This window comes from Paludisphaera borealis, from assembly GCF_001956985.1.
Taxonomy (GTDB): domain Bacteria; phylum Planctomycetota; class Planctomycetia; order Isosphaerales; family Isosphaeraceae; genus Paludisphaera; species Paludisphaera borealis.
On the sequence record NZ_CP019082.1, the window covers coordinates 6,079,324 to 6,096,882 of the forward strand.

General features: G+C 66.6%; 14 protein-coding genes and 1 pseudogene. 12 read left to right on the plus strand and 3 right to left on the minus strand.

Translation table 11 applies throughout. From position 1 onward, the window contains the following. Positions 1–45 precede the first annotated feature (45 nt). Genes BSF38_RS23535 through BSF38_RS23575 form a run of 9 tightly spaced genes read left to right on the plus strand, consistent with a single transcriptional unit; the run spans position 46 to position 6,946 of the window. Complete coding sequence (locus BSF38_RS23535) at positions 46–1,236, plus strand: type II secretion system F family protein (RefSeq protein WP_076349549.1); 1,191 nt, start codon at positions 46–48, stop codon at positions 1,234–1,236. A gap of 29 nt (positions 1,237–1,265) precedes the next feature. Continuing rightward, complete coding sequence (locus BSF38_RS23540; protein WP_145952289.1) at positions 1,266–1,511, plus strand: hypothetical protein; 246 nt, start codon at positions 1,266–1,268, stop codon at positions 1,509–1,511. Between the two features lies 1 nt (position 1,512). After that, positions 1,513–2,754 (plus strand): type II secretion system F family protein, encoded by a 1,242-nt coding sequence (locus BSF38_RS23545; protein WP_076349551.1) that lies wholly within the window; start codon positions 1,513–1,515, stop codon positions 2,752–2,754. Then, positions 2,751–3,185 (plus strand): hypothetical protein, encoded by a 435-nt coding sequence (locus BSF38_RS23550; protein ID WP_237170583.1) that lies wholly within the window; start codon positions 2,751–2,753, stop codon positions 3,183–3,185. Before BSF38_RS23545 ends, BSF38_RS23550 begins: the two co-directional genes overlap by 4 nt. Continuing rightward, positions 3,182–3,751, plus strand: a complete 570-nt coding sequence (locus tag BSF38_RS23555) for a type II secretion system protein (RefSeq protein ID WP_076349552.1) — start codon at positions 3,182–3,184, stop codon at positions 3,749–3,751. Before BSF38_RS23550 ends, BSF38_RS23555 begins: the two co-directional genes overlap by 4 nt. Next, entirely contained in the window at positions 3,748–4,179 is a 432-nt protein-coding gene (locus BSF38_RS23560; protein ID WP_076349553.1) for a hypothetical protein, read from the plus strand. Before BSF38_RS23555 ends, BSF38_RS23560 begins: the two co-directional genes overlap by 4 nt. Before the next feature lie 17 nt (positions 4,180–4,196). Further along, a complete protein-coding gene (locus BSF38_RS23565; protein ID WP_083713334.1) occupies positions 4,197–5,138 on the plus strand; it encodes a DUF1559 domain-containing protein in 942 nt (313 codons plus the stop codon). 13 nt (positions 5,139–5,151) lie between these two features. Next, a complete protein-coding gene (locus BSF38_RS23570) occupies positions 5,152–6,033 on the plus strand; it encodes a DUF1559 domain-containing protein (protein WP_076349554.1) in 882 nt (293 codons plus the stop codon). A 7-nt stretch (positions 6,034–6,040) separates the two neighbouring features. Beyond that, positions 6,041–6,946, plus strand: a complete 906-nt coding sequence (locus BSF38_RS23575; RefSeq protein ID WP_076349555.1) for a DUF1559 domain-containing protein — start codon at positions 6,041–6,043, stop codon at positions 6,944–6,946. Positions 6,947–6,988: 42 nt separating this feature from the next. Here BSF38_RS23575 and BSF38_RS23580 read toward each other — a convergent pair whose 3' ends face one another. After that, entirely contained in the window at positions 6,989–11,017 is a 4,029-nt protein-coding gene (locus tag BSF38_RS23580; protein WP_076351368.1) for a DUF6797 domain-containing protein, read from the minus strand. A 231-nt stretch (positions 11,018–11,248) separates the two neighbouring features. Here BSF38_RS23580 and BSF38_RS23585 point away from each other — a divergent pair, with 231 nt between their 5' ends. Continuing rightward, positions 11,249–12,634: an alginate O-acetyltransferase AlgX-related protein gene (locus BSF38_RS23585; protein WP_076349556.1), complete on the plus strand. Its 1,386-nt coding sequence runs from the start codon at positions 11,249–11,251 to the stop codon at positions 12,632–12,634. A gap of 8 nt (positions 12,635–12,642) precedes the next feature. Here the strand turns inward: BSF38_RS23585 and BSF38_RS23590 are convergent, their stop codons facing one another. Then, a complete protein-coding gene (locus BSF38_RS23590) occupies positions 12,643–13,140 on the minus strand; it encodes a DinB family protein (RefSeq protein WP_168189438.1) in 498 nt (165 codons plus the stop codon). Positions 13,141–13,459: 319 nt separating this feature from the next. Between BSF38_RS23590 and BSF38_RS30145 the strand changes: the two genes are divergently transcribed. Next, a complete protein-coding gene (locus tag BSF38_RS30145; RefSeq protein WP_083713340.1) occupies positions 13,460–13,825 on the plus strand; it encodes a DUF3024 domain-containing protein in 366 nt (121 codons plus the stop codon). 17 nt (positions 13,826–13,842) lie between these two features. On the opposite strand, the pseudogene BSF38_RS32715 reads toward BSF38_RS30145, so the two are convergent. Beyond that, positions 13,843–15,440, minus strand: a pseudogene (locus BSF38_RS32715) (glycerol-3-phosphate dehydrogenase/oxidase). A gap of 248 nt (positions 15,441–15,688) precedes the next feature. Here BSF38_RS32715 and BSF38_RS23605 point away from each other — a divergent pair. Then, the gene (locus tag BSF38_RS23605) at positions 15,689–17,518 is read left to right on the plus strand and encodes an ABC transporter permease (RefSeq protein WP_076349558.1); all 1,830 of its coding nucleotides are present in this window, start codon (positions 15,689–15,691) and stop codon (positions 17,516–17,518) included. Positions 17,519–17,559: the final 41 nt, after the last annotated feature.

Sequence of the window (17,559 nt, forward strand, 5' to 3'; positions counted from 1 at the left end):
CGATCGGGCTGAACCTTCCGACCACGAATCAAGGCTTTCCGAGATATGGCGGATTCACAAGAGAAACCTGGCGGACGAGACCCGCTGACCCGGAGCGAGACCGAGCGGCTGTCGGACCAGATCGCCGGCGTCGCGCGTTCGGGCCTGCCGCTGGGGCCCGGGCTGAGGGCGCTCGGCGAGGAGCTGTCGCAGGGCGGCTTTCGCAACTCGCTCATCGAGCTGGCCGACGCGATCGACCGGGGAAGCCCGCTGACGACGGCCCTCGAAGCTCAGCAAGATCGGATTCCCTCGCATATCCGAGGGCTCGTGCTCGGCGGCCTTCGCACGGGGAAGCTGGGCGACGTGCTCGGCCGCTTCTCCGCGTACGCCAGCGTCGGGACCGAGTTGAAGCGCGGGCTCTGGCTGGGGCTGGCCTATCCGCTGTTCACGATCGGTCTGGCGTTGACGCTGTTGCTGCTCGTCGACATTTTCCTGGTGGGGCAGTTCGAGAACATATTCCGCGACTTCGGCATCCCGCTGCCCGCGCTGACGATCATGCTGGTCGGCACCTCGCACCTCGCCCGCGCGGGCTGGCCGGTCCTGGTAGCCTTCGTCGGCCTGGTCGTGGCCTTCTGGCTGATTCTCCGCTTCCTGCTGCCGACGCCGGTCCGGAACAGCGTCATCGGTCGGATACCGGTCATCGGCAAACTGTGGCGATTCACCTCCTGGGCGGAGTTCTGCCACCTGCTCGCGATCTTGCTTGAGTCCGATCTTCCCATGCCCGAGGCGCTGCGGTTGACCGGGCAGGGGATTCAGAATTCGGACATCGACCGAGCGTGCCGCGCCATGGCGAACGACGTCGAGCAAGGCAAGACCCTGTCCGAGGCGATGGCGGGCCGGGCGCCGGTCGTCGCGCCCGTGGGACCGTTCGACCATCTCGACAAGAAGGCCGCCCTGGCGCCTCCGGCCCCGACGATGGAAAACCTGATCAGCGCCAAGGAAGGGGCGGCGGCGGTGCGACAGGCCATGCCGCGCAGCCTGGCCAGGCTCTTGCAATGGGCCGAGAGCCACAGGGCCATCGCCGAGATCCTCCACATGGCCGGCGAGATGTTCGAGGCCCGCTCGCGGTCGCAGGCGGCCTTCGCCGGCACGGTCATGGGGGTGCTGGCGGTCATCGGCGTGATCCTGGGGATCTTCATCGTGGTCGTGGGTCTGATGCTGCCGATGATCACGCTCCTGAGCAAGCTTTCCGGGTGAGTCCACGCACGATTCGGGAGTCGATATCGATGAGAGCGACGGCGAAGGTTTTTGCGATGCGGATCTGCGACGAGTCGACCGCCTTGCGCGCGGCGCAGGTGCTTTGCCACGCGGCGAGCCCGGCCCTCCTGATCGTGGCCCTGTTCGGGATCGCTCGACTGTGCACGAACCGGGCCGAGATGCTGATCGGTACGCTGGCGGCCGTGGCGGCGTCGCTCAGCCTGGCGACGTCGGGTCTGGTGCTCGGGGTTCTGGCCGAAGTGCGGAGACGTTGAGATGACCGAGGAACCGCGAGCCGAATTGCCTGACAAGCCGACCGACGACTGGCGCGCTGAACTGGCGGAGTCGCTCACCGCGCCAAATCCGTGGCGGTTGAGCCATCTGCTCTACCTGATCATGGCGATCGCCGTCGTCCTCTGGATGATGGTGACGTTTCGTGCCGTCGTGATTCCGCTGATCTTCGTCCTGGGGATCGCCCTTCTGACGGGCGCGGCGGTGATCCTGATCCGTGGGCGTGCCGGTCAGCAGGATTCGCTGCTCTGGATGCTGGCGATCGCGGCCGAGCACCAGATGCCGCTGGCGAGGACGGTCGCCGCGTTCGCGGACCAGTATTCCGGCCGCTATCGACGCCGCGTGCTGCGGGTGGCCGCGCTGCTGGACGGCGGCCTGAGCCTCCCCGAGGCCCTTGAGCGAACGCCGCGCGTGGTGTCGAGCGACGCCCTGCTCCTGGCCCACGTCGGCCACGAGAGCGGCGAGCTGGCGGAGGCCCTGCGGACGGCCGCGACGATCCGCGCGGCCCGGGCGCCGATCTGGGCGGCGATCTCGTCCCGCGTCGCCTACATCCTCGGCGTGCTGTTCATCATCCAGGGGATCGTTGGATTCATCCTCTACTTCATCATGCCGAAGTTCGAGGCGATCTTCAAAGACTTCGGGGTCTCGCTGCCGCAGACGACCATCTTCGTCCTCGAGGCGTCTCATTTCCTGATCAAGTACCTCTTCTGGTTCCCGGCCCTCAACGTACTTCTGTTGTTCTTCCTCCCGTTCGTATTCGCGGGCCGGTCGAACTTCGAGATCCCGTTCCTCGACCGGCTCTTGAAGCGCCGCCACACCGCGTTGATCCTGCGATCGCTGGCGATCTCCATCGGAGGCGGCCGGAAGATCGAAGGGGGCTTGGAGACGTTGGCGAGCCACTACCCCACCCGCTGGGTGCGGAAAAAGCTCGCCGGGGCGGCCCGCGAGGCGCGCGAGGGGGGCGATTGGCGCGAGGCCCTGCTGAGGTGCCGGCTGCTGGGCTACACGGACTACGAGGTGTTGTCGTCGGCCGCGGCCGTCGGCAACTTGGCCTGGGCCATGAACGAGCTGGCCGAGACGGCTGAGCGTCGACTCGGCATCCGCGCTCAGGCCGTGGTCCAGACGCTGTTTCCGCTGGTCATTTGCGCCATCGGGGCGTTGATCCTGGTCATAGCGGTCGGATTCTTCGCGCCGCTGGTCGAGCTGATTGGGAGGCTGTCGGGATGATCGCGCGGAGACGAGTGGGACGATCGCGACGGGGTTCGCTGCTGGCCGAGATGGCGATGTCGGCCGTGATGCTGATGATCGCCATGAGCTTGATCGCCAGGGTCGTCGGCTGGACCGCCGCCGAGCGCCGCAACCTGGATCGTCGCCAGTGGGCCGTGCAAGAAGGGGCCAACCTCATGGAACGGCTGACCGCGCGACCGTTTGAATCCCTGACGACCGACGCGGTCAAGAACACGGCCCTCTCGCCCGAGGCCGCCCGAACCCTGCCGGACGCCCAGCTTCACATCGAAGTGACCGAGCACGACCCCTCGGGCGGCGACGACTCGAAGCGGATCGCGCTGGGGCTCCGCTGGCGCAGCCGGTCCGGCGGGTGGGAAGCGCCCGTGCGGCTCACCTCGTGGGTCTATCGCCGGAAAGGGGGCCCACGATGATTCGTGCGAACCAACGCGTTCTCGGACGCCGTCGCCGGGGGATCACGATCATCGAGACTCTGGTCATGATGACCGGCGTGGCTGTCCTGCTCGGGATGACCGTGATCGTCTTGCAACTGGCGATGAAGCTCGAAGCCGACAGCCGGGGACGGCTGGATCGGGCGGGGGCGCTGGGCCGCCTGGCCCGTCAGTTCCGGTCCGACGTCCACGCCGCGAGCGGCGTCGAGATCGTCACGACCGACCCCAAGCGACAGCCTGGCCTGCGGATCGCCCCCGGGCCGAATCGTTCGATCGATTACCAGCCCCAGGGCGACGGCAAGCTCGCCCGCGTGGACACGGTCGGCGGCAAGGTCGCCAGCCGCGAGACGTTCATCGTGCCGCAGTCCGGCGCGGTCCGGCTGTCGCTTCGCGAGCTGGACGGCCGCAGGTTCGCGGTCGTCGAGGTCGATACGATCGCCCGCAAGAACCGGATCGATCCCGTGCGTACCCTGGAAATCCTGGGGGCGGTGGGCAAGGACGTGCGATCGCTCGCGTCCGAGGCGAAGACTGAAGGAGGCAAGCCATGAGAGCCGCGCAAGGAAAGCCGAAGCGTCGCGGGCTCACCGCGGCGGCCGTCCTGGTCTGCCTGATGGTCGTCACGCTCGTCAGCGGGGTGCTCGTCAAGCTGGGAGTCGCATACCGCGATCAGGTCCGCGTCCAGGAGCGAAGGCTCCAGGCGGAATGGCTCGCCGAGTCGGGAGTCGATCGGGCGTTCGCCCGCCTGGCCGCGAAGCCCGATTACACGGGCGAACGGTGGGAGATCAGCGCCGAGGCGCTCGGCCAGCCGGCCTCGCTCGCCCCCGAGAAGGGTCCGTCGGCCGTGGTGACGATCCGGGTCGAGCGGCCGTCGGCCCAGGGGGAAGCCCGGATCGTCCAGGTGCAGGCCGATTACCCCCCCGATCCCCCGCGCCGGATTCGATACACACGAGAAGTCGTCGTCCCTCAAACGCCCTGATTCCGAGGAGATCCGCCATGCCTTCGCGTTCGTCAGACGTTCCCCACGCCGCGCCTCTCCTTTCGGGGGAGGACGGCGGGCCTCGGTTCGGCTTCACGCTGATCGAGCTGCTGGTCGTCATCGCGATCATCGCCGTGTTGATCGCGCTCCTCTTGCCGGCCGTCCAGTCGGCCAGAGAGGCCGCCCGTCGGGCGCAGTGCCTGAACAACCTGATGCAGATCGGCATTGCGCTCCAGAACTACGAGGGGGCGTTCGAGGTGCTTCCCCCCGGCTCGGTCGGCGATGGCAACGGCCCGGTCCTCGACCAGCCCAAGGGGTACGGCTTCGGCTGGATGGTCGGCGTCTTGCCATACATGGAGCTGAAGAACGTCTACAACCACTTCAACTACAAGATCGGGCTCTACGATCAGGCCAACCTGACGACCCGGACGAACCTGGTTCGAAGCTTCCTCTGCCCGTCCGACTCCGGCGCCGTGCGCGACAGCCAGCGCGTGGCGATGACCAGCTACGCGGGCGTCCACCACGACGTCGAGGCGCCGATCGCCGCCGACAACCACGGCGTCTTGTTCCTCAACAGCGCGATCAGCTATGAGAAGATCACCGACGGTTCGAGCCAGACGATTTTCGTCGGCGAGAAGCTCAACAACGGCCTCGACCAGGGCTGGGCGTCGGGAACCCGGAGCAGCCTCCGCAACACGGGAACGCCGTTGGCGGGCGGCGGCTGGCGCTCGACCGGCGTCGTCGTCGACGGGCCGGAGACGAAGCCGCTTGATCCCAAGGAGGCCGAGGAAGCGCAACTTCGTTACGTCGGGGGCTTCGGCAGCCGGCACCCGGGGGGCGCCAACTTCCTGTTCGGCGACGGCTCGGTCCGGTTCATCAAATCGACGATCGGCGCCAACGTCTTCCAGCTCCTGGCCAACCGCGCCGATGGCGAGGCCATCGATTCGGATCAGTATTGAACGAGGCGGGAACATGAAGCGCAACGCCGGTTTCTCGGTCGTCGAATTCCTGGTCGTCCTGGCGATCATCATCGTCCTGATCTCGCTGTTGCTGCCCGTATTCGTCCGGGGCCGCGAGGCGGCTCGACGGATCTCCTGCATCAACAATCTGAAGCAAATGATCCTGGCGACCCAGGGTTATTACTCGATGAACAACGTCCTCCCGTCGGGAAGCGTCGACTACGGCGGGCCGAATCCGGACGTGGCCGGCGGCGATCGGATGAGCTGGATCACCTCGTTGCTCCCCTATAACGAGCAACGTTCGCTCTTCGACTCGATCAACTTCGATCTCGGCGTCCTCAACGCGGCGAACCACACGGTACGGGTGTCGTCGATATCGATGCTTCTCTGCCCGACCTCGGCCGCGTGGCGACAGTCGTTTCAGAACTGGCGAACGCCCTCGGTGCGAGTCGTCATACCAGGCGTTCAGGATGGGCTGTCCACCTACGCCGGCTGTCACCACGACGTCGAGGCGCCGATCGACGTGAACAACAGCGGAGTGTTCTTCCGGAACAGCCGCATTCGCTTCGACGATGTGACCGACGGCCTGTCTCAGACGCTGTTCATCGGCGAGGTCGCCGAGCCGTCGTCGCTCGGCTGGATGTCCGGGAGCCGGGCCACGCTCCGGAACACCGGACACCCGATCAACGACGAGCAAGTCCCGTCGATCCAATCGAAAGACGTCCCCCTCCCGCCCCAGTTCGTCGGCGGGTTTGGAAGCAAGCACACGGGCGGGGCGATCTTCGCGTTCGGCGACGGTTCGGTCCGGTTTCTCAACGAGTCGATCGATCCGGCCGTGCTCCGGCTGCTCGGGAATCGATCCGACGGGGAGGCGATCGATGACTCCAGCTACTGACACGCCCATGGATTCCACATCTCCGCGCGGCCGACGGTCGTCCCGATCGTCGGGCTTCACCCTGATCGAGCTGCTCGTGGTCGTGGCGGTGATCGCGGTGCTGATCGCCCTGTTGCTGCCGGCGATCCAGTCGTCGCGCGAAGTCGCCCGCCGCACGCAGTGCACCAACAACCTGCTCCAGCTCGGCACGGCGATCAGCAACTACGCCTCGTCGAACCGCGTCTTCCCCCCCGGCGTGGTCAACGACAAGGGGCCGATCTCCAACGTACCCGCCGGCTACCATTTCGGCTGGGCGGCGCGGATTCTGCCGTTCATGGAGCGGGGGACGACCTACAACCAGTTCAACTTCTCGTTCGGCGTCTACCACGCCAGCAACGACACGGCCCAGCAGATCTCGATCCAGACGTTCATGTGTCCGTCGAACGGGTTTCGAGGGGCGAGCAACTACGCCGGCTGCCACCACGACGTCGAGGCGCCGATTGATGTGGACAACCACGGCGTCTTCTTCCTCAACAGCCGGATCGGCTACGACGACCTTGTCGACGGGCCGGCGTACACGATCCTCCTCGGCGAGTTTTCCCGCGCGATCACCTCCAGCTCGTGGGCGGTCGGCACGTCGGCCACGCTCCGCAACACCGGCTGGGGCGTCAACGGCGGCAACGACCCGTTCGCCAGGCTCAAGCCGGCTGGCGGGAAGCTGATGTTCGATACGACCGTCATTCAGAACATGATCGACTCCGGCGAGCTTGCCGCGGAGGTGGTCGGCGGCTTCTCCAGCCAGCATCCGGGCGGCGCGAATTTTCTGTTCGGCGACGGCTCGGTTCGGATGCTCAAGAATAAGATCCGCCCTGACGTCCTCCGCTCGCTGGGCCATCGCAGCGACGGCAACCTGATCGACGACGACGCCTATTGATCGCCGCGATCAGGTTTTCACGTCGCGATTCCAGGATTGTGATTATTCCACCGTCATCACGCCGTTCATCACCATCCAGTGTCCGGGGAAGGTGCAGAGGTACGGATAGCGGCCCGGGGTCGTCGGGGCCTTGAAGAAGATCCGGGCGTCGGAGCCGGGGTCGATGATGTCGACGTAGACCAGCACGTCGTCGGACCTCGGAATGTAGTTGCGGGCCGCGGCGTCGGGCTCGGCGATGATCTTGTTGACGAGGTCGCCGACGCGGGCCAGGCTTCCCGGGCGCGTCAGCACCCAGTTGTGCGGCACGACGTCGGGGTTCTCGAACCGCAGCTTGATCGTCTCGCCCGCCTTGACCTTGAACGACGGGACCGTGAAGGTGAGGTTCTTCCCCGCCCCGATGCCGACCAGTCGGGCGTTCGGCAGGGCGCCGGCCCAGGGGTTGGGCGCCTTCTTGATCTTGAGCGTCGCCATGTCGGCCAGGATCGGATGCGCGGCGATCGTCTTGGCTACAGGCTTGTAGCCCTCGAAGTCGGTGAACGGCGAGGCCAGCTTGTTGATGGTCGCGAACAGCTCGTGCGGCGGACCGGCGTCGACTTCGAGCCGCAGGTGCAGCGTGTTGACGGGCTGGACCTCGGGGATCTCCAGGAACAGCGTTTTCCCGTCGGGCTGGACATGCACCGAGCGGATCGCCAACGGGTCGTGGCCGGCGACGCCGGGGTGTCGGGTCGAGTATTCGAGCGAGCCGTATCCGCTGCTGTAGCGGTAGTTCCACGCCTGCGCGAACGTGTTGCCGGCCCGCGTCGCGATCGACGGGTCGACAGGCTGGCTGAAGCCGATCAGCACGCCGTTCTCGACTGCCCGGAAGGACACGGGCATTTGCACCGGATCGCCCGTGTAACGCACCCGCTGGAAGCAGCCGTCGAGCGCCGTGTACGAGCCCCAGCCCGCCATCCCGGAGACGTAAAGCTGGCCGTCGCGGGGGCTGAATCGGCCGCGATGAACGCCCGACAGGAAGTCGCTGGGGAACGGGACGACCGCGCCTTGCGGGACGCCGTCGACCGGGTCGCGAAGCACGAGGAACGCCGCCCCCGCGCCGTACGAGAAGTGGACGAGGTTTCCATTGAGCGGGCCCCAGCGGTCGCTGGTCACTTCGACCGCGCCACCGCTCGAATTATCGATCCCGCGCGGCAGGTAGACCATCGGCGGCTCGGGCGCGCGGTCGTCCTTCGGCCCCGGATAGCCGAAGTGGTTTCCGGGGCGAGCCTCGCAGATCATCGACGTGGGAACCCATTCGCCCTCGGAGTTGGGCACGGTGAGCACGCCCGACGCCGTCAGGCCGAGGCCGTCCGGGTTGCGGAATCCCGTGGCGATCGTCTGCGCGGGCTTGCCGTCGCCGGGGATGCGGAGCAGGCCCTGGGGGCCCGAGGCCGAGTAGAAGTCGCCGGTCTTGTCGCGCTGAAGACCGCAGATGAAGTCGTGGCCGGCGGGCGAGGTCGTGAACGCGTTGTTGACGCATCGGTAGTAGTCGGCCTCGCCGTCGCCGTTGCGGTCCTGCAATTCGGTGATCTGATCGCGGCCCAGGACGTACGTCTTGTCGTCGGTCACTACCAGCCCGAGCGCCTGGTGCAGGCCCGAGGCGTACCGCCGCCAGGAGACGTTTTCGAGACTCCCATCCAGCCCCTCGACCCGCCAGACGTCCCCCTGCATCGTGCAGATCATGGCGGTTCCGTCGGCCAGGAAATCGTGGTCGCCGAAGAACAGAAGGGCGTTCCAGGGGTTGTTGAACGGCGGCTCGATGGTGTCGGTCGTGTAGGGACGGGTCGCGCCGAGCTTCCCCTTGGTGATGAGGATCTGCGGCCATTCGGCCGGGCCCCCCTTCGTGAAGTCGCGGAGCGGGTGCTTCGCGGCCGGGAACGCGTTGCGGGCGAACTTGCCCCCCTCGACCCACGGCGCGTCGAGCCATTCCTCGCCGTCGATCGTGTAGGAGATCAACACCCGTTTGCCATGTCGATAAAAACCGTTGTAAACGAACGGCTTGGCGGGCTTCGCGCCCTCGGGCCTTGGCAGCGGCTGACCGTCGAGGATCAGGCCTTCCATGAAGCCGTGGCGGACGCTCGTGAAACGGACGAACCCGCCGTTCCAGAGCGCCTCGTAGCAAAGCGTTTGGGGATCGAAGCAGGTGGAAAGTTCGCCCTGGTCGCCGAGCTTGAGGCAGACCGCCTTGGGCACGGTGACTCCCGCGCCCCGGAAGACGCCGCTCATGACGGAGCCGAGGATCGTCTTGTTCCAGCGACCGTCCGCCCACGTTTCTTCATTCTGGTTGCCCCAGTGCCCGTTGACTCCGCCGTCGAGACCGGGATAGGAGGGCAAGAGCGTCGGCGGAGTCGGCTGCTTGCGGAAGTAGTCGGCTTCCTTGGCGTAGAAGTCGTAGATCCGCTCGCGATTGACGTGGTGTCCGAGGCTCGCGTAATACTCCGGTCGGAGCGGTTGGCGATCGTAGGGAAAGCTCGCCGGCGCGTGGCCGTGAGCGGGCATGGCCATCGCGAGATTGCTCGACGCCCCGGGCTTGCCCAGGCTCGTCAAGAAGCTCAGCAGATCGGCCTGCTCGCGCGAGGTCATCGTCGCGGCGAGGCCGTCGGGCATCAGCGTGCCCAGCGACTTGATCTCCTCGATCGACGTTTTCGGAATCGTGACGACCTCGCCCATCGCGGCCTCGCGAACCGTGATCGCGGTCGCCGTTTCGCCTTGCTTGTAGCCCTGAATCAAGCGGCCGTCGTCGATAGAGAGAGCGAAGGCTTCGTACCCTTCCTTGACTTTCCGCTTGGGCCAGAGGAACGACTCGGCCAGCTCTTCAGGCTTGAGGGTCTGGCCGATGGTGGTCAGATCCGGCCCAACGGTCCCCCCCTGGGCGCCGACCTTGTGGCACGGCAAGCAACTGAAGCGGGCGTCCGCGAAGACGGCCGCGCCGCGCGCCGGATCGCCGTCGTGCTGGGCGGCGTCGACGAGGGCCGCGACCTGACGCGCTTCCTCGGGCGTGAGGGGCGTGGCCGCCGCCGGGGGCGCCGCGGGACGAGGTGCGACCGGCGTGCGCGGCGTCGGCTTGGGGCCGGGCACCTTGCCGTCAAGTTGGGGGACGAGCCAGTCGAGGCCGTCGAGGTTGTCTTGCAGTCGCTCCTCGGCGTCGTCCATCGTGTGCCCGAGGATGCCGATCAGCCCGTGATAGCCGCTCTCGCGGATCGTCCGCAGGAGTTCGAGGTCGAGTTCGCCCTGGCCCAGCGGCAGGATCTTGCGATCGTGGCGGTCGCCGGCCGGGTCCATGCCGTTGATGTTGAGCGCGACGAGGTAGGGCATCATCTTGGCGAGCAACGGCTTGATGCGGTCGAGGTGGTCGTGGCCGTGGTGGAAGTTGTAGACGACGCCGACGTTCGCGACCCCGTCCTTTTTGAGTCGTTCGATGATCGCGATCTGGTTCTCGGGCTCGCCGAACCATCCGCCGTGGTTGTACAACGCGACGGTGCAGCCGATCTTGGCGGCCTCGTCGGCCAGGGGCTTCAGCTTCTTCGCCGCCGCTTCGACCCGACGCTCTTGCTCGGCGCCCTCGACCTTGTCGGCACCGAAGTCGAGCAAGGACCAAAGCTGCGCCTTGACGTTGTGCCGCTTGAGGACGTCGAGGATGTTCCGCGTTTCGTTGTTCAGCTCGCCGGACATCCAGAAGGCGTCGAGCGAGACGCCGTGCCGCTTGAGGGCCTCGACCTCGGCGTCGAACGTCGGGATGTGCTCGGCGCGCCAGTCGTAGGCGAAGTGCTTGAACCCCAGCCGTTCGAGCATCGCCGCCCGCTCTTCCGGGGGCCGTTTCTTGGAGTCGAACGGGACGATGCACCAGGCGATGAGGTTGTCGCGCGCATACAGCCCGTCGCCAGGCTTGGCGGCGGCCGGGGCCGGCGCGGGCTTCGCGGCGTCTTGCGTGACCTGCGCCCGGATGAAATCCGCGGTCAGGAGCGTCAAAATCCCCAGGAGCCCAATCCAGGCCCAGGTTCGCGACGGCCTTCGATTCGACGACGAACGGTTCATGAACGAGACCTCACAGGACGAATACCGCATGCAGTGTCGATCCAAAGTTTAACATGGGCCATTCCTCGCCTCAAAGTCTCCTTGATTCGGGCGAGGGGCCTTTTCGTGATCGTCGCATGATCCCGGAGCGATCCGACGATTCGAGTTGACAGGTCCGGGGCTCGGGCTACAACTCACGTTTTCGAGGGTCGTTGGAACGTCGGGTTCCGAACCAGGAGCAGGGAGCCTTTGATGAGCGACAGCCGACGGCGACGATGGGGGACGCTCCTGTTCGGCTTGGCCTGGGGCGGGGCGTTGTGGCTGGGCCTGCGGGTCGGCTGCACGGCCTTCGACACGAACCCCGAGCATCTCACGGGCCTGCTCGGCCTCGCTTACATGGCGGCCTGGGGGCCGTTCTTCGCCCTCTCGCGGCTCGCCCCGGTCGGCAAGGCGGCCCGGTTCGCGTTGTGCACGTTCTCGATCGCGTCGACCTTCGCGGTTCTGGAAGTTCCCGCGCTGCTCCGGATCATCGACTACCGGACCGTTTTCACGACCCCGACGCCCCCCTGGCAACGGTCCGGAAATCGGCCGGACCCCGACCTGATCTACGTCCGCCAGGGGCATCAGCGGACGCGGTTCCGATACGACGGCGCCGAGCTGTACGGGCTTCGCGGCGCGAAGCCGTGGCAGCGCTACAACTGCGAGCTGGCGCTCGACGCCAACGGGTTTCGTAATCCGACCGACGCCGATTCGACCGACGTCGTGGTGGTGGGCGACTCGTTCGTGGAGGGTCTGCACGTCGAGGCGCCCGAGCTGATGACCGCCCGCCTGGCGGAAAAGCTCGGGCAGACCGTGACCAACCTCGGCCGCACCGGCTACGGGCCGCAGCAGGAGCGGAACGTGCTCGTCCGGCACGGGCTCAACCTCGGGCCGAAGACCTGCGTCTGGGCCTTCTACGAAGGCAACGACCTGCAAGACCTCCACGAGTTCGACGCAAACCAGAAGAACCTGAAGTGGATTCTCGACGACCGGCGGTCGAGCAGTTTTTACAGCCGTTGCTTCGTCCGGAACAGCCTCGGCTTCGCGGTCCGCAACTGGCTGCGTCCCGAGCCGACGCGGCCCGCGGCTTCGTACGCCGGCCGGTTCACCGACCGGGCGGGGAAGGACGTCGAAATCTACTTCAGCACGGGCATCCAGCACGGAGCGGGGGGGCCGGAGCTTCCCCGGGGAGGCTCGGACGAGCTGAAGCGGGTGCGGGCGATCCTGGCCGAGGCTCACGAGTTGTGCGCCGCGCGGGGCATCGAACTCGTCGTCGCGTTCATCCCGGCCAAGTTCCGCGTTTACCAAGACCTCTGCCGGTTCGCCGCCGATTCCCCCTGCCGCGATTGGCCGATCGACGATCTCCCCGACGTCATGGCCCGGACCGTGGCGGCGATTTCGCCCGAGATCGGCTACGTCGACCTCAGCGGGCCGCTGCGGGCCGCCGCCCGCTCCGGGGGCCTGGTCTATCTGCCCGACGACACCCACTGGTCGGCCGAGGGGCACGAGGTCGCGGCCCAAGCGATCGCCGGTCGCCTGGCCGGTCGTCCCTCGCCCCGAGACGCGGTGGAATCGAGGCGAGGGCTGACGCAACGCTGAGCCGGAGTTCAGCTCGGCGACGCCGGCGCGACGATGAAGGTCCGCTGCATCAGCTTGCGGAGCAGCTTGATCTCGCCGCTGTGACGGGCCTCGTCGTGGAGGCCGTGCATCAGGCCGTAACGGACCGTGCGGATCGGGTTGCCGGGCTCGGGGGCGTCGAGCTGCTCGTCCGACAACGAGTTGAACAGCTTGCGAAACCGTTCGAGCTGCTCGGTCAGGGCCTCGATGACGGTCTCCAGCGGCGGCCAAGCCTCCGGCGACACGTGAGCCGGGTTGCTCTCCCAACTGAACATCTTCAGCCAGCCCTCGGGCAGCTTCGGCTCGCGCCCCAGGGCGCGCGCGGTGAGGAACTCGGTCACGACGTAGGAATGCCCGCCGTGCCACAGGCAGGAATTCTGCAAATTCGACGGCGCCCAGCGCGCCTGGGCCTCGTCGAGCCCCTTCAGGTCGTTCAGGGTCTTGGTCCGCACGTCGTCCAGAAGCATCAGGAGAGTCTTGTCGGCCATGTTGCAGTCCATCACCCCGGTCGCACCCGGGGTCTCGTCTATAAGAAACGGAAATCAATGAATCGGCCCGATCCGGAAGCGATTTCCCGGAGGGGCGACCAGGCTTCCAGAGTCTAATGGTCGGCCGAGAGACGCAAGCCCAGCTTGAGCGCCGATCGCCGAGTGCGAGCGAACCCGGCGCGACCGTCGTGAATTCTCTTGCGTTGGAACCCATGCAACCCGGATGATCATCTGTATCAGGATGGTCATCCGTATCAATTGGCGCAGGATGCGAGGACCCCTTCGACGACCATGGACGCCGGACGCCCCGGATTTGACCATGAATCGCAATAAGCCGATCGTCATGAGGCGCGAGGGAGTCCCCGCCGCCGTCAAAGCCCCGATGGAACGCCGGTTGCCCGTCGTCCCCGACTTCGTGCACAGTCGGATTCTGGCGTTCACCGCGGAGAACTCCCACGGTGTCGGCGTGCGGAAGGACCGTCACGGCTTCACTTTGTTTCGTGAGGACACCGGCGACCCCGTGGCACGGCTGCGGCCCCAAGGAGAGCATCAATTCGCGGTGCTCTATTGGAGTCGATTCGGCCAGCGCTGGCGGACGATCGGCGACTTCGGCGATATGATCCTCAGGCTTGACGACGCCCTCGACTTCATCGCCGTCGACCCGATGGGTTGCTTCTGGCTCTGAGGCTTCGCAGCGTCGGTTCATGGTTCCGTGCCCTCGGGTTCCGGCAAATAGGTCGCGGCCAGCGCCCGGAAGCGGGCCGTCTGGTCGTCGCGCCAGGCGGCGTCTTTACCCAGCTCGCGCGCCAGGATCTCGGCGACTCGGGGGGCGGCGGCGATGCTGGCCCTGGCGTCGAGGAACAGGGCCCGGGTCCGCCTGGCGAGCACGTCTTCGACTGATCGGGCAGCCTCGTGGCGAGCGGCCCAGACGACCTCGCCCTCGACGTAGAGCAGGGCGGGGTGGAGCCGCTCCGATCCGCCCGGCTCGCTCTCGATCAACTGGCGAAGCTCGGCCAGATCGGCTCCGTAGACCGCCATCGACTTCTCGGCGCCGGCGGGCTCGGCGCACCAGCCGTGGATCCGGAGATCGGCGGTGGCGCAGGGGACGGACGCCAGGCCCGCGACCCGGGCGGCCTGGTCGACGGCGTCCTCGGCCATCACGCGGTAGGTGGTCCACTTACCCCCCGTGACGGTCACCAGACCCGAGTCGGCGACGATCACGGCGTGCTCGCGCGACAGCTTCGCCGTCGTGCGATCCTTGCCGACCCGGGCGTCGATCAACGGTCGCAGGCCGGCGAACTGGCTCTTGACGTCCTTGAGGGTCGGGGCCTTCTCAAGGTAGAGCCCGGCGTGTCGGAGCAGGAAATCGACCTCCTCTCGAAGCGGCCGGGGTTCGGTCGGCGTGCGGGTGAGGGGGACGTCGGTCGTGCCGACGAGCACGCGGTCGTGCCAGGGGATCGCGAACAGCACCCGGCCGTCTTCGGTCTTCGGCACCATCACGGCCGTCGCTCCCGGCAGGAACGACCGATCCAACACGATGTGCGCTCCCTGGCTGGGCGCCAGGAGCGCCGGGGCGTCGGGCTCGTCGAGACGCCGAACCGCGTCGGCGTAGGCACCCGTGGCGTTGACGACGGCGCGGCGCGCACGGCGTATTCCTCACCCGTCTCGGCGTCTTGCGCCCGGACCCCTTCGATCCTGCCGTCGTTCTTGATCAGGCCGACCACGGGGAAGTGGTTCAGGGCCGACGCTCCCTGCTCGACCGCCGTCCGGGCCAGCGCGATCGCCAGCCGGGCGTCGTCGAACTGGCCGTCGACGTACAGAATCCCGCCTCGCAGATGCTCCCGGCGGATCGTGGGGACCCGCTCGATCACGGTCGTCCGCGAAGCCCAGTGCGACCGTCCCAGGCCCAGCCGGCCCGCCAGCCGGTCGTAGAGCCAGAGACCGATCCCGTAGAACGGCAACTGCCAGTAGTGGTACGCGGGAACCATGAATTCGCGCGAGTAGATCAGATGCGGCGCGTTCCGCACGAGCAGCCCGCGCTCGTGGAGCGCTTCGCGGACGAGTTTCAGATTCCCCTGCGCCAGGTAGCGGACGCCGCCGTGGACGAGCTTCGTGCTTCGGCTGGAAGTTCCGTGCGCGAAGTCGAGCGCTTCGAGCACGAGGGTCCGGTAGCCTCGGGTCGAGGCGTCGACGGCCGTGCCCAGGCCGGTGGCGCCGCCGCCGATCACCACCACGTCCCAGATTCCTCCCGCGCGGAGCCGGTCCAGGTTTTCCTGACGAGACAGCGTGTGGGTCGGCATGATTCCTCAACTGTGGTCGCGAGTGAGCGTCGGTTCTTGTGATGACTCGACGCGTGATCGGTCGTCAGGTTGATTGTCGGGGCTTCGACCTGCCAGAGCCAGCGGTCGCGGCCTTGGGTGCGTGCTATTGTGGGTCGAGTTCAGCGGCGGTACGCTACAGTTGTCGGGGCGTCGAGCCGGAAGGTGAGACGCCGGAGACCGCCACCTTCGCGTCGGTTCCCGTCCCCTGTCTCGGAAGACGACTCGCCATGTTCCCAGGTCCGGTCTTTTACAGCGAGCTGAGGACGTTGGCGCGGCGGCGGCGGTTCTACGCGCTGCGATTCGGATTCGGGCTCCTGCTGCTCTATTTCGTCGTCCAGACCTATTCGTCCCTTCGCTGGATGCTGTCGAGGTATCCGAACTCGTCGGCGTCGACGATCGAGTTGACCGTGTCGGAGACGGCCCTGCTGGGTACCAGTCTGTTCAGCACGGTCTTCTGGCTGCAATCGATCGCCGTCCTCTTCTTGACGCCCGCGCTCCTGGCCGGCGCCATCGCCGAGGACCGCCAGCGCCGGGTGCTGCTTTACCTGCTGACCAGCCCCCTGAACGCGGCGGAGATCGTCCTGGGCAAGGTGGCCGCGCGGCTGTTCAACGTCGTGGTGATCGTGGCGAGCTGCTTTCCGATCATCAGCCTCGCGCTGCTGTTCGGCGGCATCGACCCGATGGACCTGCTGCTCTCGTACGCGGGGACGTTCTCGACGATCTACTTCCTCGCGGGCGTCTCGATCGCCGTCTCGACCATGACGGCGAAGCCGCGCGAGGCGATCCTCCGCACCTACTTCTGGGAGCTGGTGTGGCTGGGCTGGCCGGTTCTCGACACGATGCTGACCAAAGGTCCGGCTCGCTTCTTCCCCTCGTACCGGATCATCGCCCCTTATCTCAGTTGGCTGACCGACTCGAGTCCGACGGGCCTGATCTTTACCAACGCCTTCGGCGGCAATTACCTCGAACCAGTCCTGTGGATGATGGGACTCCAGGTCCTTTACGGGTCGATCTTCCTGCTCTGGGCGACGCTCCGACTCAGGCCGATCGAGCAAGGCGCGCGGATCTTGTTTCGCGCGACCATCGAACCCCAATCGCCCGTCGCTCGACGCCTCTGGGGACGCAAGCCGTGCAGCGACCGGCCGATGATCTGGAAGGAATGCACCGGGGCGCCGATCTCGCGAAACCTCCTGAGCACCATTCTCGCCGGGCTGCTGGTCCTCGTCGCCCTCGGCGGCCTGGGTTATCTCGCCGTGAGAGTGGGCGGCCCCGCCATGGAGGAGGTCTGGAGCTTCGGTTACGGCGAGGGGCCTAATAACGCCCGGGACGACCTCAACGCCGCGGTTCGCATTTTGACGGCGGTCCTTTACGTGCTCCTGCTGTTCATGCTCGCGGGGGTCGCTGGGACCAGCTTCACGTCGGAGCGCGAGAAAGACACCTGGATCAGCCTGCTGGCGTCCCCGCTTGAAGGCAACGAGATCGTCGCCGGCAAGTTCCTCGGGTCGATCTGGCGGGTGCGGTACGTGCTGGGACTGCTGGTGGCCGTATGGGTCTTCGGCGTCGTCTGCGGCGCGGTTCATCCTCTCGCATTCCTCCTGATCGTTTTTTTGACGGCTCTGGATGTGGCGTTCGTCTCGGCCATGGGCTGCTACGTCTCGCTGCGGATGACCAGCTCGGCGCGGGCGATCGCCGTGACAATCGGGATCGGGCTCTTCCTTAAAGGGGGGTATCTTTTCTGCTGCGTGCCCTTGTTCCGGGGGGAGTCAGCGATCATCCTGGCCGGGGCAACCCCTTTCATCGTTACATTCGCGACCGCGACCCATGCGCAGGTTTCCGATTTCTTCCTGAACAGACAGCAGAATACGACCGACTGGACGGCGGTCGTCTGCGTCTGCATCATGGCCCACTCCTACCTCCTCTTCGTGCTCGCCAAGGAACTTCCCAAACGCTTCGAGGTCGAGGCCGACCGGCCCGACAGGGTTACCAGCCTGGCATGGTTGGCGTTGGACAAATGGGAGGGAGACGGCCGACCACCCACCTGGAAACCCGATCTTTGATCCGCTCGCCAAGCGTCCGGGCGAAGAATCCTCAAGTTCGG